Source organism: Streptomyces sp. NBC_01384 (genome assembly GCF_045040035.1).
In the GTDB taxonomy this organism is placed as follows: domain Bacteria; phylum Actinomycetota; class Actinomycetes; order Streptomycetales; family Streptomycetaceae; genus Streptomyces.
The window spans coordinates 10328058-10350262 of record NZ_CP109559.1 but is presented as its reverse complement, the minus strand read 5'-3'; the positions used below and the strand labels follow the sequence as shown (position 1 = coordinate 10350262).

The following is a 22205-nucleotide window of genomic DNA, read 5'->3' as shown; positions in this document are numbered from 1 at the left end:
ACACGAAGGGGCGCGCATGGCGGAAACACGTGGGGCCGGCTTGAAGAGCCGCTGTCCATCGGGGCGCGGGTGCGCTGGCAGGAGTGCGAGTGGGAGGTGGTGGCGTGGCAGGGGCCGCAGGTCACGCTGGTGCCGCAAAACGGCGAGGAAGCGGAGGCGCCCCGGGCGGTGTCGTACCGGTGGCTGGTGTGCGGGGAGGATTTCGCCGTCCTCGACACCGGCCGTGCTCCGGCCGTGGGCGGCGCAGTTCTGCGCGGGTGGGAAGGGCAGGAGGGGCGGGAGGAGGCAGCACTGTGGCAGGCGCGCATGGTGGAGATCGACACCGGTCTGGCCCCGGGCCGAAGCGAGCATGCGCGGGGATTCGGGCCGGGGACGACGCTGGCCCAGCGGTGTGCCGCGATGTCGGCGCGGCTGGCCGCCGACGGCATCCGCTGCTCCGCCCACACGCTCGCCGACAAGCGGCGCAAGTGGAAAGCGGCCGGAGAGAACCCCGTCGTCCTGCTGCCCGGGCAGCGGGACAGACGGCCGGGGGGCTTTATCGACCCGCGGTGCCTGGCCGCCATGCAGGAGGTGGTGACCCGGCGCGCACGCGAGTAGTCGGACGTGACCATCGAGCTGATCCGCGAGGAGGTGGAGGACCTCCTGCGCTCGCGGTACGGCGACGAGTTCGACGACCCGGCTGCCGCGGCGGCCCTGCTGCCCTCCCGCTCCACCTTCTACCTGCGGATGAAAGAGTCCGGCCTGGCCGACGTCCTGGCCGGGCCGGCGCGGGCCCGCGCCGCGCTGGCCTCCACCCCGCCCCTCCCCCACGGCGGGCGCGAAGCCGTGCTGCGGCCGGGGCAGGTCACCCAGGCCGACACCACGCCCCTGCGGATCCTTGCCTGCGGCGACGACGGCGAGCCCGTCTCCACGGAGATGACCGTGCTGATCGACGTGGCCAGCCACAGCATGTGCGCGCTGATGATCACGCCCAGCCGTGCCGGGGGCGCCGAGAGCGGACGGGTGGGCCGGGCGATGCGGGGACTCGACCTGACCCTGATGCTGGCGCAGGCCTTCGCGCCCTGGCCGGTGATGCCCGGCTGGGACCCGCTCAGCGCGGCCGCCGCCTCCAGCCTGCCGTTCGGGGCGCTCAAGGCGGCGGACGAGCGGTTCACGAACGCCACGGCCGCCCGCCCGGTCATCCGTCCCGAGTTGATCGTCTACGACCAGGGCAGCCCTTATGCGAGCGATCATTTCACCGAGGTCTGCGACCGGCTGCGCATCGCCCGCCGCCCGGCACGCAAGAAAACCCCGGCCGACAAGCCGCTCGCCGAGCACTTCTTCATCACCCTCGCGCACCGCTTCAGCCAGTACGTGCGGCACGGCTGGCAGGGCCGCAGCCACAAAAGACGCGGGCGCGCCATCGACCGCATGCCGCTGTACACCATCGCCGAACTCCAGCAGATGGCACAGGAATGGGTAGCTCTGGACTACCAGCAGACCCCCGATGCGGGGCTGCGTGACCCGTTCAGGCCCAGCATCGCGTTGTCCCCCAACGACATGTACGCCGTGCAGGTGGCCCGCAGCGGCTACCGGCCCGTGCCCCTCTCCCCCGCCCGAAGCCGCTTCTTCCTGCTGGCGCGGTGGGTCACCCCCGGCAAGAGCGGCTTCATGATCAACCACCGGACCTACCAGCCCACCAGGCAGGACGCCGGACACTACCGCGAGATCCTCCTGCGCGGCGGCTCGAAACTGCCCGGCCGAGGGGACAAGTGGGAATGCCGCTTCAACCCCTACCGTCCCGAGCGGGTGTGGCTCTATGACCACACGGCGGGCACCTGGGTGACCTGCGACTTCCGGCTGCGGCACCTACTGGGCGACCCCTGGACCGCGGACATGTGGCAAGAGCACGCCGAGCAGCACCAAGCGGCCGGCGGCAACGAGCAGGACGAGGAGACGATCACCCTGTCCCTGGCGCAACGGGGCAGGCGGCGACGCTCCGGCCAACCCCCACCGAAGCGCACCGGAACCCCACCACCATTCCAGGGACTGGAGTTGGAGACCGAACAGCCGGCCGAAGATCCCTACGCCGGTCTCGAAGCGTTCGACCTGTCGACACTGCGGCCCTACCCGGCGCTGCCCATCTCTCCCCTGGCTCCCCCGCCCTTGCCCGTCCTGCCGGCGCCGCCCAGCGCAGACAGCGCGGAAGAGCCGCCGGACAGCGAGTGGGCGCCGCACCCGCTCGCAGCGCTCTTCCCCGCCGGCGGCAACAGTCCGTCGGAGGTCTTGGCGGCCGGGACACCGCCGGCTTCCGGCGATGTCGTCGAGGCGGACGAGGTCGTCGAGGCGGAACTCCTCGACGACTTCGATCCGGACGGCGTGGAGGACGCAGGCGACGGATGGGACTCGTACATGCCCGGGGACAGAGGTCCGTGAACGACACAGTCGCAGGCCGGAGGGGGCGGGCACGTTTCCGCCCAGGAACCGGCCTGCCGGAAGAAGGGCGGGGCGAGGACCGTGACGAGCGAGAAGAGCGATGAAGGCATCCGTGGAGCTGCGCGACAGGCGCGAGGCACGCCTGCGCCAGCAGTTGAAGGACACCCCGATGCGTCCGCTGCCGCTGTTCCAGCTCACCGGCTGGAACCACTTCGTCGACGAGCAAGTGGAGCCACCAGTGCTGGCGGCGGACAGCCCTCCCTCTGCGGACAGGCGCAAGGACGAACAGGCCATCGCCTATCACCGGCATCTGCGGATGGTGCCCACCGACGCGATGACCCACGTGCAGAACATGGTCGTCGAGGCGGTCCACCTCAACAGCGGGCGCCGTGACGGCCTGATGGACCATGTCATCGACGGACCCGCGGGAACCGGAAAGACCTGCCTGCTGCGGGCGATCGGGCGCACCGCCCAGAAGGAGATCGAAGCCGCCGCGAACGGCAGAGCGCCCAACCAGATCCCCGTGGTGCACATCACCACCCCCGCGGACCCCGAGTCCAAGGTGAACTGGATCTGGGAGATCGCCTCCTACCTGGGTCTCCAACCCGAGCCGAAGAGCATCGCCGAAGTCCTGGACATGCGCCGGCACCCGGACCTGACCTTGCCGGTCAACTACATCCTGGAGACGACACAGACCCGCCTGCTGCTCATCGACGACATCAACCGCGCCTCCCCGCAGCAACTGGCAAACGTGCTGCCCTACTTCGACTACCTGCGCGACAAACTCGGCGTCTCGCTCATCTTCTGCGGCACCGGCGCCAGCCACCTGATGCACCAGGCCCGCATCCTGGCCCGGGACCTGACCCGCATCAGCGAAGAGGACCGGGTACGCCTGGCACAGGCGGGCCGTCCGACGGCGACCGCCTCGCCCTCGCCCACCGCCCTGCTGCCCGTCACCTGGCTGCACCCCCTCCCCCTGGATACCGAGGACCCAGAGACCTTCCGGAAAGTACTGGCAGGCTTCGAAGCCGACCTGCGCCTGCACCGGCTCGAGGAACACGCTCTGACCAAACACGCTGTCGAACTGCACCGGCGCACCGGCGGCTACTTCAAAGCCCTCACCTACGTCATCTCCACCGCCGCCGTCGCGATCCGCACCGGCAGCGAGAACATCACCCTCAAAGAAATCAACGCCGCAACAGCCCAACTCGGCTGAACCGTGAGCCGCCCGTGCCCACCCGGCGGATGCCGCCAGCAGGGCGGGCGGGTGCGTTCCTGTATGTGGGCCTTGGCACGCGGCACACAATGACCGGCCATACACGACAGACCGGCTGTCAGTTCGGCGAGGGGCCCAGCAGGTCCCAGGGCGACGGTGATCTGGGGTTCTGGGACGGGCGCTTGCCACCGGGATTGCCGTCGGGGTGCTGGTTGATCCAGGACAGGCCACCGAGGTCGAGCTGGTGGCGGGCGCGGGTGACGGCGACGTAGGCGAGGCGGGCCTCGGCTTCGTCGATGCCGCCGGGCAGCGGGTCCCCGTTCTCGTCGGTCTCTTCCTGGTCCACGGGTTCGGTGAAGTCCTCGCCGATGCGGACGGAGGCCCATTCGCGCCCCTTGGCCTTGTGAGCGGTGGAGACGACGATTTCGGCGCCCTGCTCGACGGCAAGCTTGTCCACCGCGCCCAGGATGACGTCGACGCCGTGTTCGTCGACGAGATCGACCAGCGGCAGCAGATCCCGTCCGGAAGGGTCGTATTCGGCGTACTCCTGGAGTTCGCCCCAGGAGTCAAAAAGGATCAGTTCAGGGTGGGTGCTGCGTTTGCCGGCCTTCAGGTCACGGGCGGCTCTCGCGAGGGCCCGCAGGGATTCCCCGCCGCCAACCAGGGCGACGCGGCGGCCCTCATCGAGCAGGCTCATGACTTCGAGCATCGCGCCGACGTTGGAGCGGCACAGGATCGCGTCCGGCTGCTCGACGCGCTCCAGCCGGGTGTTGATCGCGTCCGTGCCGGCCAGGCGGATCGGGGCATCCACGATGCCCAGCCACCGGTTGGCCTCCTCAGCGAGCGCGGGGCCGAAGCGGAACGACTGGGACAGCGCGCGCTCGGTGCCCTCGAAGCTGCTCATCACGTCCCGCGCGCCGCGCCAGCCGTAGATCGCCTGGGCTGAGTCGCCGACCATCACCAACTGGGCGTGGCCCCGCTGGTCGTTGAAGACCTTCTCGACCACGGGGTTGGTGTCCTGGGCCTCGTCCAGGAGCAAGAAGTCAGCGTCGATGCGCGGCTGGGTAAGGGCCCAGTGCTTGAGGTAGTGGTCGTGGTCGAACCGGACGACTCCTTCCTCGGGGTTCTGCAGGTCCTTCCATGCCCGGTCCGCGTACGGCAGGACGAGGTCGACGAGCTGGGCGTGGAGATGTTCGGCCTCGATACCGCGCAGACGCGGGACGTGGTAGCGCTGGATGGCCAGATCCGCGGACTGGCAGAAGCGGGTGACAGTCCGCAGCACGGTGTAGGAGAGGGCCTTGTTCGTGACATTGCGCTCGCCGATCCGCACACGCATGTTGATGCCGATGCCCAGGGCCGCGCCGGTCTTCCACCCCGGGACGCGGGGCGCGTCCATCCGGTTCTTGAAGCGGTGCCCGAGGGCGGCGTACGCGAGCGCGTGCATCGTCTTGCACAGCACGTTGCCGGGGAACTTACGGGAAGCCTCGGTAGCGATGGCCTTGTTGAAGGCGATGTACCGGCCCCGCTTGCCGGTACCGGCGGCGATCATCGACAGAGTGGTCGTCTTGCCGGTTCCGGCGCCGGCCTGCAGGACCAGGTGATCCCCACGCCGGAAGGCGTCGACGGCGCCGCTCTGCTCGGCGGTGGGTGCGGGCATGATGCTCCTCAAAAGGGCGGGTGCGGCCTCATAACGCAATCGCAAGGTGACACACAGAGACAGCCGGTGTCCGGCGATCACCAGATCCACGCCCGCTACGCGGAGGCGGACCGGACAGCAACCTGGTTCGCGTCGCTGGCCGGTTACCAGCTCTCGCGCTGGCCGCGCTCGAAGGACACGGCCCTGGGGGCGGCGTACGCACCCGGCAGCCGATGCATCTTAAGAGGCAGTCAAGGGTCGTCAGGGCGCTGTGGGCGGGGGCTGCGCGGTCTGGGACCGTCCCCGTCCCAGCCAAACCGCATGCGCGGCCGTGGCAACTGCTGCCCACCCACGCCTAGGGTGTCGTGCCCGGTGACTGCAGGATCGGGTTCCAGGCGAACCAGCCCAGGTTCCCGGCGCCCAGTTCCCACGGGGACTCCAGCAACCGTTTCCGGGTTGCCTCCAGGTCCGCGGTGACGGCAGCCGGAGCGGGACCAATACGGGTCATCAAGTCGCCCCGCGCGTGCCAGAACTCCTCGTCCTCGCCGCGCAGCCGGCGCATCGCCGCTTCCACGCAGGCAGGCCATCTCGGCATCCCGTAGTGGTCGTCGCGGGCCCCGAGCCAAGGAGCGCCGGCGAAGACAAGGAAATCATCCGGCAACAGTCTCTGCTCGAAGTGCCCGAACATGTCGATGCGCTGCTTCACATGCTTCTTGATCTCTCCGAGGAATCCCCAGCCGAAGTCCGTCAGAGTCCCCTCGCAGCCCGGCCAGACCATGTCCCGGTCCAGGACCAGGTCCTCCAGCGCATAGAGACGGAACTGGTCGTCGGAACCCAAGACATCGAACGCCTGCCGGGTGAGCCAGGTGTTGCGGGCGAACATCGTCCCGTCGTGCAATGCCTTGCGCCGGCCGGTCGGCCGGGAGGCATGCGCGTCCTCAATCGGGCCGTTGCGCCACACGGACCGGACCAGCCCATGAGCGGCTGCCCACCGCAGCCCGTCCTGCGCTGCGAAGACGCCCATCTCCTCCAGACGCCGCCGTCCCCAGTCCAGCGCATCCTGGGTGTCCCCGTCCGCCGGCTCCCGTTCCCCCACGATGCCCGCTCCCCCGCTCCACGCTTCGGTGTTCCTGCCCGACCGCGCCGCAGCGCCCGCAGGAGGAGTCAGATCGTACGCGGCACCACCGACACCTCCGTGCCGTCATCTGCGACAGCCGCGGCGTCCGCCGGGCCGCTCCCGGACAGCCCCGACCGCTGGAAGGCTGCGCCGAGCGCGTGCAGTTCAGCGCGGCGGGCCAGCAGTAGTTCCTCCGGCGAGCGCAGGGCGGTGTCCAGGAGCCACACCCCGCAGCAAAACGGCTGGAAGCCGATGCTCTCCCGCAGCGCGGCGATCTTCTTCTTCGCCTGGCGGCGATAGGCCTCGGTGACCTGCTCGCGGTCCTCGGGGTACTCGCCCATGGCGGGGAACACCGCTACCGCGCAACAGCCCCCGGACAGGCGGCGGATCGCCTCAGCGGCCAGCACCGGGCCCAGCCCGAAGCCCCTCCACGCCGAGTCGAGACTGACACGGTCGAGGATCAGCAAATCACCGACGGGATGTGCGACCGCCTTCTCGAACGCGGCGCTGTAGCCCGTGCGTCCGCAACGGCCGAGGACGGCGGAGGCAATGACCTCGAGATCGCCGGACTCCGCATCTGCTGCCTCCCACCGGCTGTCGCCGGTGTAGTCACGCAGCCTCCACAGGGGGGGCGCACCTTCTCGGCCGCCGGCGCGGCCAGCTCCTCCAGCAACTCGCTGGACAGACCGTTCTGCGACACAGGCATCGACTTCACGTCGGCACCCTCGGCGCTCTCACCGGCCACGGCAAGCGACACACCGTCAGCGGCCTCAATCAGGTGATCCGTCGTCGTACTCATCAGGTGACTCCTTCGGGGAAGTACACACCTGATTCATGGCACTCCCTCGTCAGTGGAGTGCGTCCGAGAGGCGGGTGAAGCTGTGGCCGGTGGCCAGCAGCTGGGGGACAGCGGCGGCGATGCCCCGGGCAGTGCCGCCCCGGGGGTGGTTCATGTGGCAGATGACGATGGATCCGCCGGGGGCGGCAGCGACGGTGGTACGGACCTGTCCGGGGGTGAAGGTGGCGCCGCCGTCGCCGTTGACCGAAAAGCTGACGAAGCGTTCTCCCAAGGCGGTGACGATCCGTGCCGCAACGTCGTCGCAGTAGGCGGTGCCGGACCGGAAGAAGCGTGGCGGTGTGCCCAGCAGCCGGGTGAGCTTGGTTTGATTGCCGGTGATCTCGTCGTAGACCTCGGCGGCGCTGCGGGTGCCGGGGATGCCGTAGGCGGGGCGCCCTGTGACCGACAGCGGGCGGTGCCGGGTGCCGTGGTTGGCGATCTCGAACAGCGGCTCGGCGGCCAGCCGGCGGAAGATGGCCGGGTTGGCGTCGATCCAGCGGGAGTTGATGAACAAGGTCGCCGGTATCTCCCGTTTACGCAAGAAGTCGATCAACGTACGGTCGTAGTCGCTGCCGCCCGGGCCGCCGCAGGCGTCGAAGGTCAGCGCGATCACGCGACTGGCGGTCGGCAGCGCGTGGACCACGGTGGGTGCGTCGAAGCCCCAGGTGTGCGGCACTGCGTGCCCGTAGCGGGCCACGATGTCGGCGCGGGTGACCACTCGTGACGCGGTGGGCGCGGTGGCCGACGGGCTGGAGCCCGGGATGCTCGTGCCGGTTGCGATCGCTGCGGGTGCGGAGGATGAACCGGTGACGGACGCGCTGCCGTTGGCCGCGCTCTTGGGGCCAGCACAGCCGGCGAGCACGCCTCCCGCCATGGCCGCCAGCACTGCCCGGCGACTGGGTGTCATCCATTCCCCTTGCCCGAAGATCATCGACGGGACACCCCGCTACGGGAACCGTACGCGGTGGAAGAGGCGTGATCAGTAAGACGGCGGCAAGGGTTCGCCAACAATCCCTTGTGGATCATTTGCCGTGCTGGTCGCGGGGCCCAGGAGGCGGACGGCGGACGGTAACTCGGATGCAGCGAGAGGGAAAGCGGAGCCAGCGAGTCACACATCGAGGTCGGGAGAACGGGCTCTGTGCGCTGCACGTCCCGGCAGCCTCCGGCCGCGTCTTCGACGATCGGCACCCAGCCGGAGCTCTCCGCCCAGAAGAACCACCGGTCACCCAGCCGGGATGAGCAGCCGGATCCCGCCGCGTCGCCGCAGGCCGGTCCCGTGCGCCAGGAGAAGTCCGGCACCAGCCGCTTCCCGTCGAAGTCCTGCCAGTCCCGGTATGTGTGCCCGGACACACCGACCGCGATCAGTACCTGGCCGTAAGAGGCAGCAGTGCAGCCGGTAGCTGGTAGCCAGCAGCCCAACTGCCCACACAGCCGCAACACGGGCATTCTGGCGCCGGCGGGCGCGGTGGGCCCGACCGCCGAGCAGACGGCCCGCACCGGCCACCGCACAAGACCGTCGACCTCGACTTCAACCCCGCCCAGGGCACCAGCCTCCGCGCCGACAACTACCAGAGCCACGCCCGGATGGACGTCGACCTCAACCCGGAGGTCCTCCTCGGAGTGACCTTCGTCGGCTGCAGAATCAGCGAACTGCTGCACTACTCGACCATCACCGTCGCCGGCAAGGTCCCGCTCATGCACCTGAAGCACGCGATCACCTGCCTCCCGACCGCCAGCCAGATCCGGCTCCTCCCCGCCGCCTGCCACCGAAACTGAGCCGCTTTCCAACAGGCCACTCCGAGCGGTCGGCCCTCCGCCTCTCCGCCAAGCCGTGGAAGAAGACTTCATCCCAGTCCCGGGATTCCTGGTGGATCACGTCGCCGATCAGGGTCTGGCTGACGAGGTCGGCAGCGCGGTGGCAGTTGGTGAACCGGTGCCTCGACAGGATCGGGTCATCGGTCCACGGCTGGGGCCAGCCGGCCAGGCGCGCCTCATACAGGGTCTGCCGGGCTGAGGTGAAACGCCAGTGCGTGTCCGAACGCCGGCGTCTTACGTGAGCGCCGCCGTCCGGCCCCGTGCGCGTCTCCTGGCGACGCCGCAGTCTTCGTCGCCGGTGCTGCACACAAGCGTGGACCAACCAACAGGCGAGACCCATGCAGGGATCACGCACGGCAGGCGCGGGCAGCGGGGTGAAAAGGAAGCAAGCCCCGCCTCCGGAGTATCGGAGGCGGGGCTGTGTGGAGCGCCGGGCAGGCCTTGCACCTGCGTCTCCCCGCAGGAAGCGGGACGTCTTTCCTTGGACCACCAACGCCAGGCTCACCGCCGGAAGTCCGGGCGGGAAGCTCAAGATCAATGATAACGCAGCCACAGCCCCCCATCATGCGGCGGCGAAGGAACCGGACAACTGCCATTCCTGGCACCGTCTGGGTCCTCGGGCGCTCACACCAGCGGAATGGTGACTTCGTCCTCGACCGGCGGATCGAGCTCCTGTGCGCGGTTCCCGGTGGCCGCGAAGCAGCGCAGCCGGACCGCCTCCGGGGTGACGTCCAGGCGCAGGAAGCACTTGAAAAATGGCGGGCTGTAGGTTGCCGAGCTCGGCGAGAAGAGCTGGGTGTAGATCTTCCGCACGGGGAGGCGGAAGCGCGAGGTGCGGTCGGGGCGGCCGCCCGCACCCAGCAAGCTCGCGATCAGACGGGTGCGCCAGGTGATGGGGACGGGCGGACCCTGGGTGCGAATCGGCTGGATGCCGAGGCGCTCGGCGACAATGGCCGACGCCTCGGCCTCGGTGAGGGTGAACAAGCGGCGCAGGCGGAGTCGGCGTCCGTAGAGCCTGCTGTAGAACGCGAGGGAGTCGCCGCGCAGCGGGTAGCAGCGGAAATCCTGCTCGGTGACGTTCGCGACGGAGACGCGGGGAATGGTGTGCGTGGCGTGCATGAAGGCGCCGCCGCCGCCCGACACCACGTACTGGATGGTGCGGCCGTCCACCTGCACCGGGTAGCGCTGGTAGTTGTGGATGTCGCCGCCTATTGCCGCGAGGTAGCGGTGGTTGGGGTCGCGGACGAGGTCGTCGACGGTGCCGCCGCCTTCGATGGGGCAGGGGTGGTGTTCGCCGTCCACGTACAAGGGTGAACCGGTGACGAGGATCTTGGGGAGGGGTCCCTTGGACACGTCGCGCAGCCATGCGCCCTGCTCGGCGTCGATGGTTCCCAGCAGTCCCGTGTCGATGCCGATGATCCGCACCGGCCCGGCGTCGATGGCCCAGTAGGGGCCGGGCTGGACGGCCTGTTGGGCTGGCGAGGACCTCAACTGCCGTGCTTCGGTGAGGTGTTGCCCGTCCGACGGGCGTGGCTGGTGCCACAGCAGCGACCGCAGCCAGGCCCGCGAGAGGGGGCGCGGCGCGGGCTGAGGAGCGAGTGGCGGGGCGTCGTCGCAGAAGACGCGCATGAAGCCGCCGAGGTCTTCGTACCAGTCATGGTTGCCGGGTATCGCGTATATGGGTGCCTGGTAGTCCTGGTACGGGCGGAAGAACTTCGTGCCGTAGTCGTCCGCACTGCCGACGGGGTAGATCACGTCGCTGGCGATGACGGCGAATTTCGTTCCCTGGCTGACCTTCAGGAAGCCGGGAACGACGGCGTATTGGGGATCGTCCCCCTCGCCGGTGTCTCCGACGACCATGAAGGAGAACCGGTCTGGATCGTCACGCCGGATCACCTTGGCGGCGGGCGCTCCGGCGGCCGTCCGCTGTGCCACCCAGCGACTGCGTGTGTGGCCCGTAGGATCCCCGAACCAGGAAGCCAGCACGCCGTTGCGCGCGGCCCACAGGGTCTTCGGGCTGAGCCATGAGAGCTTCTCGACCTGGTGCGGCATGAGGTGCTTGTACTCGCCGTGTTCCAGGGTGCCCCAGCCGGCGCCTTCGGCGGTATCGCGTGAAGAGTCAGACACCGGTGAACCGTAGCAACGATCCTGGAACGGGCGAGGAAGGGTGCGTCGCGACATTGTCATCTCTGCGTGCCCCAAGGGGACGAAGACGTCGGGTTCGTACGTCAGCCCGTGGTCGCGCTCGGCGGCATCGCCCCGGTCCGTCTTCCTTTCGTGGCCGCGCGGCGACGTCTTGTCGTCGGCCTGAGTCCGCCCGGAAACGGCTGTGAACCGTTCCGGGTTTGATCGAGGCTCTAGGTTGTGACTGTGATCTGTCGAGGTCGCTGCGGCTGTGCCGGCTGTGGTCAGCGCCTTTGGGGGGGGTGGACAGCACCAGGTCGGCGTCCGCGCGGGCGGAGGTCTCCCAGGCCACCACCCGGCGGGAGAAGGGGCTGTTCGGGTTCGCGAGTGTTCCGGGCTTGATCACCCGTGTCACCGACCACGCTCGCGGGGTGCCGCTCGCCGCCAGCGCCAACGTATCCGCCTCCAACATCGCAAACGCCCTGGGCGCCTGGCTCGGCGGCTTCGCCATCAGCGTCGGCCTGGGCTATACCGCTCCGCTGTATGTCGGCGCCGCCATCGTCCTGATCGGGCTCGCCGTGATGTTGGTTGCCGCACGTCGATCGGGTCGCTCAGAGCCGGTCCACCCGGAACAGCGGCCCCGGTGATCGAGCGGCCCGCCGCGCAGCAGGCCCTTGATCACGCCGAGGTACTCCTCGTCGGCCGGCGCGGGCCGGGCGTACGGCGAGCCGTGCCGGGCCGCGACGAAGGGTGGCTCGGCAGCCCCTGGCGCCCATGACCGGCGTGTGTCCGGTCAGTGTGCCGCCGCGTGAGCGGCGCTCTTCTCGTACTGTTCCGCCGGTGCGGGCGAGTTCGCTCACGACCGCGCAGTTCAGCCGCTGACGAGAACGGTCGCGTACCCGCGGGCCGACGTCCGCGTGTGAGTCAGCAGGCTGACCAGCGGGATCACGTTCGGGGCGGGAGGGGTTCCGCCATGGCCGTGCGCCTACTTGAGCTCGGCGTCGGTGTAGTAGCCGCCCGCGACCAGAACGTTCTCGTAGTTGGTCTTGTCGACGCTCGTCGGCTGCAGCAAGTAGGCGGGCACGACCTTGGCGCCGTTGTTATAGGTCCTGGTGTCGTTGACCTGTGGCTGCTTGTCGTTGAGTATGTCGTCGATCATGCTCGAGGCGACGTCGGCGAGCTGGCGGAGGTCCTTGTAGATGGTCTGCGTCTGCTGACCCGCGATGATTGACTTCACCGAGGCCAGTTCGGCGTCCTGTCCCGTGACGACCGGGAGGGGCTTGCCGACGGAGCCGTAGTCGTGCAACTTCAGCGCAGACAGGATGCCGATGGAGATGCCGTCGTACGGTGACAGGACCGCGTCGACCTTCCTGCCCTGGTACGACTTGGCGAGGACGCCGTCCATGCGCTTCTGCGCGGTGGCGCCGTCCCAGCGCAGGGTGGTGACCTGGTTGAGCGCGGTCTGGCCGGACTGGACGACCAGCTGCTTGCTGTCCAGGTACGGCTGCAGGAGGTGCATCGCGCCGTTGAAGAAGTATTTGGTGTTGTTGTCGTCGTCGGAGCCGGCGAACAGCTCGATGTTGAACGGGCCCTTGCCGTCATCCAGTCCGAGCTTGTCGATGATGTAGCGGGCCTGGAGCCGGCCGACCTGCTCGTTGTCGAAGGAGGCGTAGTAGTCGACGTTCTTGGTGCCGAGGATGAGCCGGTCGTAGGAGATCACCGGGATGTGCGCGGCGGCGGCCTGCTGGAGCACGTTGTTCAGCGACTTGTTGTCGATGGCCGCGACGATCAGCGCACTGACGCCCTGCGTGATCAGGTTCTCGATCTGTGAGACCTGGGTTTGCGGGTCGTTCTCGCCGTAGACCAGCTTGGTCTTGTACCCCTTGGCCTGCAGGTCCTTGACGACGTTGTTGCCGTCGGTGATCCAGCGCTCGGAGGCCTGGGTCGGCATGGCGATGCCGATCGTGCCGCCCTTGGAGCTGCCCTTGCTGTCCTGGCCGCAGGCGGACAGGGTAAGGGCGAGGGAGGCAGCTCCGGCAATGGCGGCGAGGGCGGCTCTGCGGTTGCGCATGGTGATCGTTCCTTGTTCTTCTCGTCGTTGAGAGAGATGACGGCGTATCAGATGTCTATGGGAAGGCGGTGGAGCGGGCCGGGCAGCCGGCGAGCAGGTCGAGAGCGAGTCGGCCGCGTCGTGTCCAGGATCAGGTCCCGCAGATGGGTGCCGTAACGGGTAGATCCCGGAGTGCCCTGGACAGCCCGAACCCCAGGCGGAGCGGTGCGCTGCGGCGGATCCGCTCGGCAACCTCGTAGATCCGCACGTAGCCCCCGAGGTCGTCGGGGGTCTTGGTGCACATCTCCATGGGAATGAACTGCCTGTGGTTCTGGCGAGGTGACCGATTGTCAGGTCATCAGCACATTACCGGGGTTGACGCTCAGGAGCCTCGGTGTCTCGCAGATCGTCCGATCGGTGCGTCGGTGTGGCACGGCATCCGGGTCTTGCCGAGTCTCGTGCTCCCTTTGCCGGTGCGCACCTGAACGCACGTCAGGTTGCGCCACGGCGTTACGGCCGCGCGTGTGCCGACTCCGGTGATGCGCAAGGCAGTTGCCTTTCAACCGTTCGAAATGTCGTCACACGTTCGGAACGTTGGCGTGACACTAAGAGGGGGGGTGCGGGGTGTCAACCGGGCAAACAGGTAACGGTTCCAGAAAGGTGCTGGAGATCGCTTTCGGTCTCCAAAAAAACCTTTACGGCGGCGCCCGGTACTCCACCCGGACTTCTGCATTCCTCCGGGTCAATCGCCTGGCGGTCGGGGGCGTAGCGGGGGCACGGCGGCTGCGGGACGGACTTGGAGAAGCTGTCCCACAAACGTGTGCCCGCGCCGTATGCAGTGGCAGCGTCGGGCACGTGCTTGGTGGCGACGCCTTCATCGGGACCGGTTCACCGCATGGTCGCGACATGCAGGAAGACACGCCACCCACGAGTGAGGCCGACCAAGCCCTACTGGGGTTCTGTGGTTTGACGAGAAGGGCTGCGAGGTTCTGACCTGTATCGACGGCGCTTCAGGGCTGGTGGGCCGGCCCGGGGTCGTGGAGGACGAGGGCTTGGCCTCCTTCGCCGGGCTGCTGCGCGACTCCCACGACGCGACCGCGGACTTCCGCCCGCCGGACGGAGCGGCCTGGGCAACCGGTCCGGCAGTGCCCGCCGCCGGTGACGTCATCCGCCATGGCGGCTTCGGTCCGTGGAACGTGGCGCGGCAGGGATACCGGCCTGTGGGAATCATCGACTGGGACTTCGCCCGCCCGGCGGCGCGTCTGCATGATGTGGCCTACGCACCGCAGTACATCGCCCCGTTCCGGGACGATGCCGAGTGCATCCGCCGGCCGCGCTTCCCGTAACCGCCCGACCGCCGTCACCGCCTGGAACGGTTCTGCTCCGCCTACGGCTTGTCCTGCGTCGAGGGCATCGTCGATGCCGTCGTCGGCGGGCAACAGGGTGCGCCCGACCCGCAAGGGCCAGACGCAGTCCAGATGTCGGCAGTGTGTCACCGCCGGTGACGCCGCATGCGGGCTCTGCCCAAGGACCGGCCCGGACTCGTCCGCGCTCGTTACCGCTTCCGCCCCTCGGGGCCACGCGACAACCCAGGATCGATCCTCAAGAGTTCCAGAGACGCTTTCACGGTCGGCGAGGGCGAGCAGCCGCGGCCGGGGCAGGTGCTCGCCCGGCGGGTTCAGCCGCCCGGCGAGCACCCGGGGTGCGGCGACGGATCACTTCTCGGCGCGCAGGGTGCCGAGAAGCCCGTCGCTCTCGCCGTTGATTCCCGCCGCGAACCAGACGCTGTCCTTGCCGCCCGACTTGTCGGTGCCGCGCTGGAGGCCCCACAGCCCGGGGATCGCGATCGGGTTCCCGTTGCGGTCCCGCAGGGTTCCCTCGAACCGGCCGGTCCTCAGGTCGAAGGCGTTGATCCTGCCGTCTCCGAAGTTGCCGACGAGCAGGTCACCGGAGAACTTCCCGAACTTCTCGGGCGCCGTCTCAAGGCCCCAGGGCGAGTTGAGCACGCCGCGGCTCGCGAAGCGCCTGAGCAGCCTGCCCTCCGTGCTGAACACGTCGATGAAGCCGTTGTGGGGGCCGGCGACGTCGTCGTGCTTGTCGGCGTCCTGCTTGGCGTAGGTCACGAAGACCTTGTCGCCGATCAGCTTGACGTCGAACGGGGCGAAGCCGCTCTTGATTTTCGGGTCCTGGAACCGGCCGTCCGGCGGCAGGAGGTCGAAGTTCGTGTCGAAGCTGTCGATACGGGCGTCACGGAAGTTCGCGACCAGCAGGCGCGGCTCGTGGCACTTGCCGCCCTTCTTGCAGTCCTTCCCATGCCCCTTGACCTCACCGTGCTCCTTCTCGCCCGGCACGATCGTCAGGCCCTTGAAGACGGCGGTCTCGCCGTCACTGTCCTCGTGCGCGACCCGGACGGCGTTCGTCGGGTTCACGTCCGGGTTGAAGGCGAAGACGTCACCGTCCTCCCCCGCGAAGAGGAAGCGGGCGACCCCGGACCTCCCGGACCCGGAGTCGGTGAAGCGGAAGGCGTCGGTGTCGTTGCGCACGACCCCGGTCGGGGCGCCGCCCTCGGGGATCGACACGACTCGGGGGAGGATGTTGACCGGCTTGTTGTCCCGGGCGCCCGAGTACGTCGTGGCGCTGTCCGAGCCGTTGTCCGAGACGAAGATCTCGCCGGCGTGCGTGCGGGCCAGACCCCAGGGGTTGACCAGGTTCGGGTCGGTCTTCTCCGCCCGGCCCGGGATGTCGGACACGAGATCGCGCTCCCGGAAGCCGTGATCGGCCGTGCGCGGCGCGTCCCCGGCCCCGGGCGGCGCCGCGGCGACGAGCGCGCCGAACGTGCCCAGGGCGAGCGTGACCGCGGTCAGCCGCCGCAGGCTGGGACGGGGTCTACGGGCCGATGCCTGTGATGCCATGCGGATTACTCCTGTTCCAGTACGGGCCCCACTGCGGGACAAACCGGTAGAAGTCATCTCATGTGACAGCAACTACAAAGATCAACGACACGCGGAGCACGTCATCGGCAGGCGTAATTTCACGCCGCACCAGGCTGAGGGTGACGGCGGGCGGCCGAGATGACACCGCCGACGGCGAAGCCGGCCTGGACGCCGTAGGTGTTGGTGATCCAGCCGACGACCGGCGCGCGCCCAGCGGCGTACCGCCCAGGAAGACCATCATGGGAGGGAAGACCTCTGGCCTGCCGCTGACGCAGCAGGCGTGGACAGAGAGGTGCCGGCATGCGGGCGGAGCCGCGGTACAGGGGTCCGGCCTGCGTCTTCGCCGTCGGGCGGTGATTCGTTCACGGCACTGGATACGGCATCAGGTTCCGAGCGGTCCCCGGACGGCTGCGTACCCCTCACCGTCGAGGGCCCGGCCGGCTTCGTGGCCCTCCTCGACGAGCCGGCCACCGATCTCCAACAGCCCCGTGAGGCATATCCTCCGGTGCCCGCCCGGCGTGCGATCGCCCGGCGGGCACGGCCCGTCCTCACATCCCGGCCATACCGCCACCGGTGAGGCCCGGAGCCAGCGCCGGGACCCAGAAGACGGCGACGGCCAGGGCGATCGAGGCGATCCCCACGGCACGGGCCACCAGGCGGCCGGCCGGAGCGAGCTTCTCGGCGGTGATCACGGCGGCCAGGACCACCATGGCCCACAGGTTCATTACACCGATCGCCGCCAGCAGCACCATCAGCGACCAGCAGCAGCCCAGGCAGAAGGCCCCGTGCCGGGCTCCGGCACGCAGATCGCGCGAGGGCCCCGGGTACGAGGCGTAGCGCAGCATCAGCCCGATCGGCGAGCGGCACCTCGCCAGGCAGCGGTCTTTGAGGGGCGTGAGCTGGTAGACGCCGCTGACCGCGAACACGGCCGCGGCCACTGCGGTCCCCGCCGCGGCCGGAAGGCTCGCCGCCCGGCCCAGGCCGGCGGCCAGCGCGTACGCCGGCAGCCCGGCCGCGGCCCAGACGAGCAGGTAGGCGACCGTGAAAACGATCATGCGCGGCGCCCGGTGCACAGTGATGGTGCGTGCGTACAGCGCGGCGACGGGCGTCGTCGCGGGCAGCATCATCGCGGCCATCATCAGTGTCCACATGGCCAGGAAAGCGGGCAGGCCCAGGCCCATGGTGCCGGGCATCGCCTGCGTGCCGCCCCAGCGCGTCACCGCCCAGACCCAGGCGGCGGCCGCCGCGACCAGCAGCAGCCCGGCGGGGCCCGCCCTGCGGCGGACGGTGACCGGCCCGCCGGTCACGCGGACCATGCGAAGGGCGCCGAGTGTCCGTTGCCGCCGGTGAAGTCCCAGGACCGGCCGTACACGCCGTCGCCCGTCGCCCGGGTGGACCGGGCGATCGTCAGCGTGCTGTTCGCCGGGTGGAACATGCCGGTCAGGCCCATCACCGGACCGTCCTCGCCGAACTGTGGGGCGACCTGGTCCTCGATCTCGATGTCGATGGCGTCGCCCACCCGCGCGGCGTGGCGGCGGCCGTCGTCGCGGTAGTCGATGGGGACGCGCTCCGCGCCGAGGACCTCGCCGATGAGCGGAGTGAGGGCCGCCATCGGCCCGCCGGCCTGGCCGGAGAAGACCTTACCCAGCGCCTCCGCCTGGCCTTCGTCGGCCGCGGCGTCGACGTACAGCGCCACCTGCCAGCCGCCCTCGGCCATCACCCGGGGCCCGTCGATGAAGACGGCGACGCTGCGGTCGGAGACATCCACGCCGTCCACGTTCCCGCTGTCCACGTGGAACGCGAAGGTCACCTGGCAGCGCTCGTGGTCGGCCGGTGCGGCGAAGCCCGAGGTGGTGCAGGGGCACACCACGTCGCAGTTGCAGCTCTCCAGGTACGTGCCGTTCAGATTCCAGGGCACGGCTCGTCCTCCCTGTTTCGCGCCCCCCACGGCGAAGGGAATGCATCGGGGGGTCCGTCCCGTCCCGGTGCCGCTCTTCTCCAGGCTCACGCCTTTCCTTAGGCATCCATAGTAATTCGTCATCTCCTGGGGTCAGGCCGTGCGTCCGGTGCTGGTGTCGTGTGTCAGTGCGAGGATCGATTGCGTGACCTTTTCGAGGGGTTGTCGTTGATCGGATGACAGCATCATGGGCGGGGAGGGAGGCGGTGGTGGGCCGGAAGCTGCCGCTCGCCGCCGGGGAGACGGCCCGCACCGCCTGCGCCCGGGGCCTGCTGCGTACGGGCGTGGAGGAGAAGACGGGTGAAGTCCTGCTCTCTGGTGTGCTGGTGGAGCGGGTGGGGTGGGCTGCTGATCTGGTGTCCGGCATGGTCGCCGCACTGTTGACCGACCACTGGAACACCGCCGATGTGGACGTGCTGGCCTGCGGTGAGGACGCGGGAGGCCGCGCACTGCCGTCGAACGCGTGGATGGCGCTGCGCCGCCTGGGCTGGACCGTCGGCCCGGCCGAGGGCATCCGTGTCAATGACCGGATCGTGCGGATGGCGCAGGAGACGGTAGGGCGGACGCTGCGCTCGGCGAAGTGGCGCGCCGACCTGACCTCTGGTGTGCTCGCGACCTGGCCCGCCGACCAGGCCAGGCGCACCGCGCAGGAGTGGGACGCGGTGCGTGCGGCGGTGCCCGGCGGGCGGTCTGTGCCGTCCAGTGTCATCAACTCCCGTACCCGGCAGATCGCCGCGTTCGGGAAGAAGCACGGCCGGATGCCGGTCGATGTGTTCGAGGCGGAGGCCGCGCCCCGGATCGCGCGGATGCTGTTGTTGTCCGCCTGTGACGGGCAGCAGGCCACTCTTGAACGCGCCGACGATCCGGGCCGCGCCCTGCTGCGCGTGCAACTGCCCACCCGCCCTGATCCGCGGTCCTATGGAGACTGGGCGTGGGTGGCCTGCCCGATTGTGCTGCCGCCGACGATCCCCGCGAACGCGGTGGTGCATCTGCCCACTTTACGCATCGACCGGGGCAGGGTGCGGGCCGATCTCGCCTACACCCACGCTGTCCCGAAGACGCGGCGGAGCGGGCATGCGGTGGCGCTGGGGGTGGACTGGGGTCTGAACACCCTGCTGTCCGCCGGGGCTGCCCGGCTCCACGACGACGGCACCATCACCGCCCTCGGAGCCGGTGGCATGTTCCGCGCGGCCGGGGTCCTTGCGAAACAGCACCGGCTGCGCCGCCTGTCCGAGCACCTGCACACCAAGGCCGACCACTACCAGCGGCTTACCGGCGGGACCGGACACCACCACCTGACCGGCAGGCACGCGGTCCTGGGCGACGAGATCCGGCACGTCTCCGACCGTCGGTCGAACCTCAACGACGCCCTGGCGTGGGCTGGGGCCCGCTGGGCCGTCGACCAGGCCATCACCGCCGGGGCGAGCGTCATCTACGTCGAAGACCTCCGCTCGATGGAAGCCCGCGGCATGGGCCGCACCCACAACACCCGCATGTCCCAAGCCGTGCGCGGCCGGATCATGGAGCGGATGCGGCACCTGGCCGCCGAGGCCGGCATCGCCGTCGTCACCGTCCCGGCCCGGGGCACCTCCAGGTGCTGCCCGCAGTGCCTGGTTCCGCTGCAACACCGCAAGGCCCCCGACCGGCCCACCACACCGGGCTGGAAATGGGCCCGGTGTGGCTCCTGCGGCTGGCAGGGCGACCGCGACCAAGGCGCCTGGCGGCGCATCGCCGCACGCGGCCTCACCCACCAGGCCACGACCGTGACCGACCACGCCAGCGGGGCCATGACGATCCGGTCGGTGATCGACCGACTCGAAGCGGGCGCGGTCATCACCCCGCCCGCGCCGAAGACCAGCCGGGACCGGTCCAAAACCGGACCCACCCGGCACCGCACCACACGTCCGACGCCCAGGCGACGCCGGACACCCTCCCCCACCGGCCCCCAGGGTCCGGCGGGCAAGCGTCCGGAGGGACACGCTCACACGGACCGGACCCGGCTGCCCCGCGCAGCCCACCGGCACCAGGGCGTGACAACGATCAGCACACCCACCAACCGGCACCAGCCACGAGGAGCAGCACAGGGCGCAGGATTCCACCTGCACGCCCACGCCACCCCTCCACGGTGGGCAGAACCCATGCCAGACACCACGTCCGGCATAGGATCGCTTAGCTAATCAGAGACGCTATTCCCGACGACCCCCGTCGCGCAGATCCGCTGCCGGTGCGGCTCACCGTCCTGGTGCTGGGTCGTGGGGGCACCTGCGGCCTTGGATCCGTCTTCGACGACGTCCTCTTCATGGCCCGTCCGAACTCCGGGCACCGGCGGCCGGAGGTCGACGCGCTCGTCACCCTCACGGCCGAAATGCCGAAGCCCGCCCGTCTTCGATCCGGTGCCCATCGAAATCTGGTGCCGGTGCCCTACAGGCCACAATGGGCGAGCTCGGGCGTTCGGTCAGGACCTGGAAGAGCATCTCCGCGCCGCGGCGGTCGAGTTCGAGGCGGCCCAGCCCATCGACGCGGATCAGGCCGGCTCGGGATCAGCCGCTACCGGCCTCCCGCGCCACGCGCTCCAGTCGCCGCCGGTGGGCCTCCCACCATGCCTGATCGCCCGGTGGCATGTTGTCCTTCCCCTTCTCCCACCCGACAGTCCCGTCGATGAGCTCTCGCACGATATCGGCGTGGCCGGCGTGCCGGTGGGTATCGGCAATCACACGCACCAGGACGTGGTGCAGTGTCGTCTCCCGTCGCTCCTGCGGCCACCACGGGACGTGACCGATCGCGTCGAGCGCCAGCGTCGCGAACGTGCTGTCCGAGTGCTCCCACGCCTGGTGATACAGCCCGACGATCTCTTCGCGTGACTCGTCCGCGGTGGCCCACATGTCCGCGTTGGGTTCGGCGTCCTGCGTGTACCACCAAGGCGGCGGCTCCTCGTCGAAGAACGGCCGTCCGAACGCGTCGCCGAAGTACCCCAACTCCACGCCGGCGATGTGCTTGACCAGCCCCAACAGGTTGGTACCGGTGGGCGTCAGAGGGCGGCGGATGTCGTATTCCGAGAGCCCTTCGAGCTTCCACAGCAGGGCTTCACGAGCAGCTTGCAGGTAGTGGAGAAGGTCCGCTTTCGGGTTCGGTTCGATCATGCCGGGCAGTCTTGCATCCGGCACTGACAGCCGGGCTCTGCGGGGACTTTGCCTCTCGACACCGGTGGCGCCCCGCCGGGACAAGTTGGCTCTCAGGCATGCCCGGGCGGCAACCGATCTGCTCCCTCGGCTCTCGTCCGGGCGAGAGTGCCATCAAAGGTCACTGACCTTGACCTTTCCTGCCGCTGCGAAACGACTCCCGAAGTTGTCCGCTCTCATCGAAGCCAGTCGCCGTCTCCTTGCATCCCGTCGGACCACAGCCGGATTCCGCGCGCGCCCGCGATGACGAAGAGGGCGGCAATCGGTAGCGGCGCGGCAGGAGTGCGGCACGTGTCTGCGATGCCCAGACCCCCGCCCGGCCGCTGCATCCCGCCGAGAACCGCGGTGGACTCGCGGCCCGGTTCGGGCAGGCCCTGCCGCAGCAGACGCGGTCCGCGCTCGCGGACGTCGCGCCGATGATGCTGCTGCCCGGCACCGTCGGCTCGGTCGTCGGCCAGGTGGCCGGCTGGCTGGTGCGGGCGCTGCGCGAGCGGTGGCAGACGGTACGGGCACTCGCCGGGTGTGCCCGCCTGGCCGACCTCCTCGCGCCGCGACTCGCTTCATTCACTCGGGGCGGACCACGCGAGTGCGGCCCCCGCGCGCCTGTCAGGCCCTCCTGGGGCCGCCGGAGAGAATGGGCCGGGCATCGAGGCAGCCTGTGTGCAGTGGCGTATGTCCCGGGCCGCGTGGTGAAGCCGACTGGCCCTGAGCCGCTGGTGGAGTGCGGAAGCGAGAGGGAATGGACAGCAGCCCGTCCTCCGAGCCGGGCCAGGGAGCGTCGGCCGGCGCTCCCTGGTGGCGTCGCCATTGGAGAGCGCTGGTGGCCGCTTTCTCTGCTGCTCTTCTTGCGGCCATCGCCACCATGGTTGTCGACATGGTCAAGTCCGGTGTGCAGCGTGCCGTCAAGGGCAAGGAGCTGCCCTTC

The 22205-nt window shown here is 69.5% G+C and carries 20 protein-coding genes, 1 tRNA gene and 1 pseudogene; 9 read left to right on the top strand and 13 right to left on the bottom strand.

What is annotated here, in order from left to right:
• The first annotated feature begins 69 nt into the window (after positions 1 to 69).
• The 3 genes from OG747_RS47195 to OG747_RS47185 all read left to right on the top strand — a co-directional run bounded on the left by OG747_RS47195 (position 70) and on the right by OG747_RS47185 (position 3631).
• A complete protein-coding gene (locus OG747_RS47195) occupies positions 70 to 597 on the top strand; it encodes a hypothetical protein (protein ID WP_405876535.1) in 528 nt (175 codons plus the stop codon).
• A gap of 6 nt (positions 598 to 603) precedes the next feature.
• The gene (locus OG747_RS47190) at positions 604 to 2415 is read left to right on the top strand and encodes a transposase (protein ID WP_405876537.1); all 1812 of its coding nucleotides are present in this window, start codon (positions 604 to 606) and stop codon (positions 2413 to 2415) included.
• 100 nt (positions 2416 to 2515) lie between these two features.
• Positions 2516 to 3631, top strand: a complete 1116-nt coding sequence (locus OG747_RS47185) for an AAA family ATPase (protein WP_405876539.1) — start codon at positions 2516 to 2518, stop codon at positions 3629 to 3631.
• Positions 3632 to 3749: 118 nt separating this feature from the next.
• Here OG747_RS47185 and OG747_RS47180 read toward each other — a convergent pair whose 3' ends face one another.
• From OG747_RS47180 to OG747_RS47165, 4 genes are all read right to left on the bottom strand, one after another.
• Positions 3750 to 5288 carry a UvrD-helicase domain-containing protein gene (locus OG747_RS47180; RefSeq protein WP_405876541.1) on the bottom strand — a complete coding sequence of 513 codons (1539 nt, stop codon included), beginning with the start codon at positions 5286 to 5288 and terminating at the stop codon, positions 3750 to 3752.
• Between the two features lie 334 nt (positions 5289 to 5622).
• Complete coding sequence (locus OG747_RS47175) at positions 5623 to 6363, bottom strand: hypothetical protein (RefSeq protein WP_405876543.1); 741 nt, start codon at positions 6361 to 6363, stop codon at positions 5623 to 5625.
• Between the two features lie 68 nt (positions 6364 to 6431).
• A complete protein-coding gene (locus OG747_RS47170) occupies positions 6432 to 6851 on the bottom strand; it encodes a hypothetical protein (RefSeq protein ID WP_405876545.1) in 420 nt (139 codons plus the stop codon).
• Positions 6852 to 7232: 381 nt separating this feature from the next.
• A complete protein-coding gene (locus tag OG747_RS47165) occupies positions 7233 to 8129 on the bottom strand; it encodes a polysaccharide deacetylase family protein (RefSeq protein ID WP_405876547.1) in 897 nt (298 codons plus the stop codon).
• A gap of 231 nt (positions 8130 to 8360) precedes the next feature.
• Here OG747_RS47165 and OG747_RS47160 point away from each other — a divergent pair, with 231 nt between their 5' ends.
• Both OG747_RS47160 and OG747_RS47155 read left to right on the top strand, forming a co-directional pair.
• Positions 8361 to 8600: a hypothetical protein gene (locus OG747_RS47160; RefSeq protein WP_405876549.1), complete on the top strand. Its 240-nt coding sequence runs from the start codon at positions 8361 to 8363 to the stop codon at positions 8598 to 8600.
• Positions 8601 to 8806: 206 nt separating this feature from the next.
• Entirely contained in the window at positions 8807 to 8998 is a 192-nt protein-coding gene (locus tag OG747_RS47155; protein WP_405876551.1) for a hypothetical protein, read from the top strand.
• Here OG747_RS47155 and OG747_RS47150 read toward each other — a convergent pair.
• The 3 genes from OG747_RS47150 to OG747_RS47140 all read right to left on the bottom strand — a co-directional run bounded on the left by OG747_RS47150 (position 8937) and on the right by OG747_RS47140 (position 11164).
• Positions 8937 to 9377: a nucleotide kinase domain-containing protein gene (locus OG747_RS47150; protein ID WP_405876553.1), complete on the bottom strand. Its 441-nt coding sequence runs from the start codon at positions 9375 to 9377 to the stop codon at positions 8937 to 8939. The two genes, OG747_RS47155 and OG747_RS47150, sit on opposite strands and share 62 nt — an antisense overlap.
• 83 nt (positions 9378 to 9460) lie before the next feature.
• A tRNA-Arg gene (locus OG747_RS47145) sits at positions 9461 to 9533 on the bottom strand.
• Between the two features lie 128 nt (positions 9534 to 9661).
• Positions 9662 to 11164, bottom strand: coding sequence for a metallophosphoesterase family protein (locus OG747_RS47140; protein WP_405876555.1), 1503 nt, complete (start codon positions 11162 to 11164; stop codon positions 9662 to 9664).
• 299 nt (positions 11165 to 11463) lie between these two features.
• On the opposite strand from OG747_RS47140, the gene OG747_RS47135 reads away from it, so the two are divergent.
• Together OG747_RS47135 and OG747_RS47130 are read left to right on the top strand one after the other, a co-directional pair.
• Positions 11464 to 11808: a hypothetical protein gene (locus OG747_RS47135; protein ID WP_405876557.1), complete on the top strand. Its 345-nt coding sequence runs from the start codon at positions 11464 to 11466 to the stop codon at positions 11806 to 11808.
• On the top strand, positions 11805 to 11939 hold the full coding sequence (locus OG747_RS47130) for a hypothetical protein (protein WP_405876559.1): 135 nt from the start codon (positions 11805 to 11807) through the stop codon (positions 11937 to 11939). The genes OG747_RS47135 and OG747_RS47130 overlap by 4 nt, the downstream gene beginning before the upstream one ends.
• Before the next feature lie 207 nt (positions 11940 to 12146).
• Here OG747_RS47130 and chvE read toward each other — a convergent pair whose 3' ends face one another.
• Together chvE and OG747_RS47120 are read right to left on the bottom strand one after the other, a co-directional pair.
• Entirely contained in the window at positions 12147 to 13232 is a 1086-nt protein-coding gene (gene chvE / locus OG747_RS47125) for a multiple monosaccharide ABC transporter substrate-binding protein (protein WP_405876561.1), read from the bottom strand.
• Between the two features lie 88 nt (positions 13233 to 13320).
• Positions 13321 to 13524, bottom strand: a pseudogene (locus OG747_RS47120) (hypothetical protein); the annotation flags it as partial.
• A gap of 739 nt (positions 13525 to 14263) precedes the next feature.
• On the opposite strand from OG747_RS47120, the gene OG747_RS47115 reads away from it, so the two are divergent.
• On the top strand, positions 14264 to 14557 hold the full coding sequence (locus OG747_RS47115) for a phosphotransferase (protein WP_405876563.1): 294 nt from the start codon (positions 14264 to 14266) through the stop codon (positions 14555 to 14557).
• Positions 14558 to 14926: 369 nt separating this feature from the next.
• Here the strand turns inward: OG747_RS47115 and OG747_RS47110 are convergent, their stop codons facing one another.
• The 3 genes from OG747_RS47110 to OG747_RS47100 all read right to left on the bottom strand — a co-directional run bounded on the left by OG747_RS47110 (position 14927) and on the right by OG747_RS47100 (position 18062).
• Positions 14927 to 16123, bottom strand: a complete 1197-nt coding sequence (locus OG747_RS47110; RefSeq protein ID WP_405876565.1) for a TIGR03118 family protein — start codon at positions 16121 to 16123, stop codon at positions 14927 to 14929.
• Between the two features lie 569 nt (positions 16124 to 16692).
• Positions 16693 to 17460 carry a DUF2182 domain-containing protein gene (locus tag OG747_RS47105; RefSeq protein ID WP_405885388.1) on the bottom strand — a complete coding sequence of 256 codons (768 nt, stop codon included), beginning with the start codon at positions 17458 to 17460 and terminating at the stop codon, positions 16693 to 16695.
• Positions 17448 to 18062: a DUF1326 domain-containing protein gene (locus tag OG747_RS47100; RefSeq protein WP_405876569.1), complete on the bottom strand. Its 615-nt coding sequence runs from the start codon at positions 18060 to 18062 to the stop codon at positions 17448 to 17450. Before OG747_RS47100 ends, OG747_RS47105 begins: the two co-directional genes overlap by 13 nt.
• A 215-nt stretch (positions 18063 to 18277) precedes the next feature.
• Between OG747_RS47100 and OG747_RS47095 the strand changes: the two genes are divergently transcribed.
• Positions 18278 to 20278: a zinc ribbon domain-containing protein gene (locus OG747_RS47095; RefSeq protein ID WP_405876571.1), complete on the top strand. Its 2001-nt coding sequence runs from the start codon at positions 18278 to 18280 to the stop codon at positions 20276 to 20278.
• Between the two features lie 363 nt (positions 20279 to 20641).
• Here the strand turns inward: OG747_RS47095 and OG747_RS47090 are convergent, their stop codons facing one another.
• Positions 20642 to 21241, bottom strand: a complete 600-nt coding sequence (locus OG747_RS47090; RefSeq protein ID WP_405876573.1) for a DinB family protein — start codon at positions 21239 to 21241, stop codon at positions 20642 to 20644.
• Positions 21242 to 22205: the final 964 nt, after the last annotated feature.

Coding starts and splice junctions, on each gene's coding strand:
- OG747_RS47095 (WP_405876571.1), top strand. CDS start 18,278: ATGACAGCATCATGGGCGGGGAGGGAGGCGGTGGTGGGCCGGAAGCTG.
- OG747_RS47150 (WP_405876553.1), bottom strand. CDS start 9,377: ATGGGTCTCGCCTGTTGGTTGGTCCACGCTTGTGTGCAGCACCGGCGA.
- OG747_RS47105 (WP_405885388.1), bottom strand. CDS start 17,460: ATGGTCCGCGTGACCGGCGGGCCGGTCACCGTCCGCCGCAGGGCGGGC.
- OG747_RS47155 (WP_405876551.1), top strand. CDS start 8,807: ATGGACGTCGACCTCAACCCGGAGGTCCTCCTCGGAGTGACCTTCGTC.
- OG747_RS47110 (WP_405876565.1), bottom strand. CDS start 16,123: ATGGCATCACAGGCATCGGCCCGTAGACCCCGTCCCAGCCTGCGGCGG.
- chvE (WP_405876561.1), bottom strand. CDS start 13,232: ATGCGCAACCGCAGAGCCGCCCTCGCCGCCATTGCCGGAGCTGCCTCC.
- OG747_RS47090 (WP_405876573.1), bottom strand. CDS start 21,241: ATGATCGAACCGAACCCGAAAGCGGACCTTCTCCACTACCTGCAAGCT.
- OG747_RS47180 (WP_405876541.1), bottom strand. CDS start 5,288: ATGCCCGCACCCACCGCCGAGCAGAGCGGCGCCGTCGACGCCTTCCGG.
- OG747_RS47165 (WP_405876547.1), bottom strand. CDS start 8,129: ATGACACCCAGTCGCCGGGCAGTGCTGGCGGCCATGGCGGGAGGCGTG.
- OG747_RS47185 (WP_405876539.1), top strand. CDS start 2,516: ATGAAGGCATCCGTGGAGCTGCGCGACAGGCGCGAGGCACGCCTGCGC.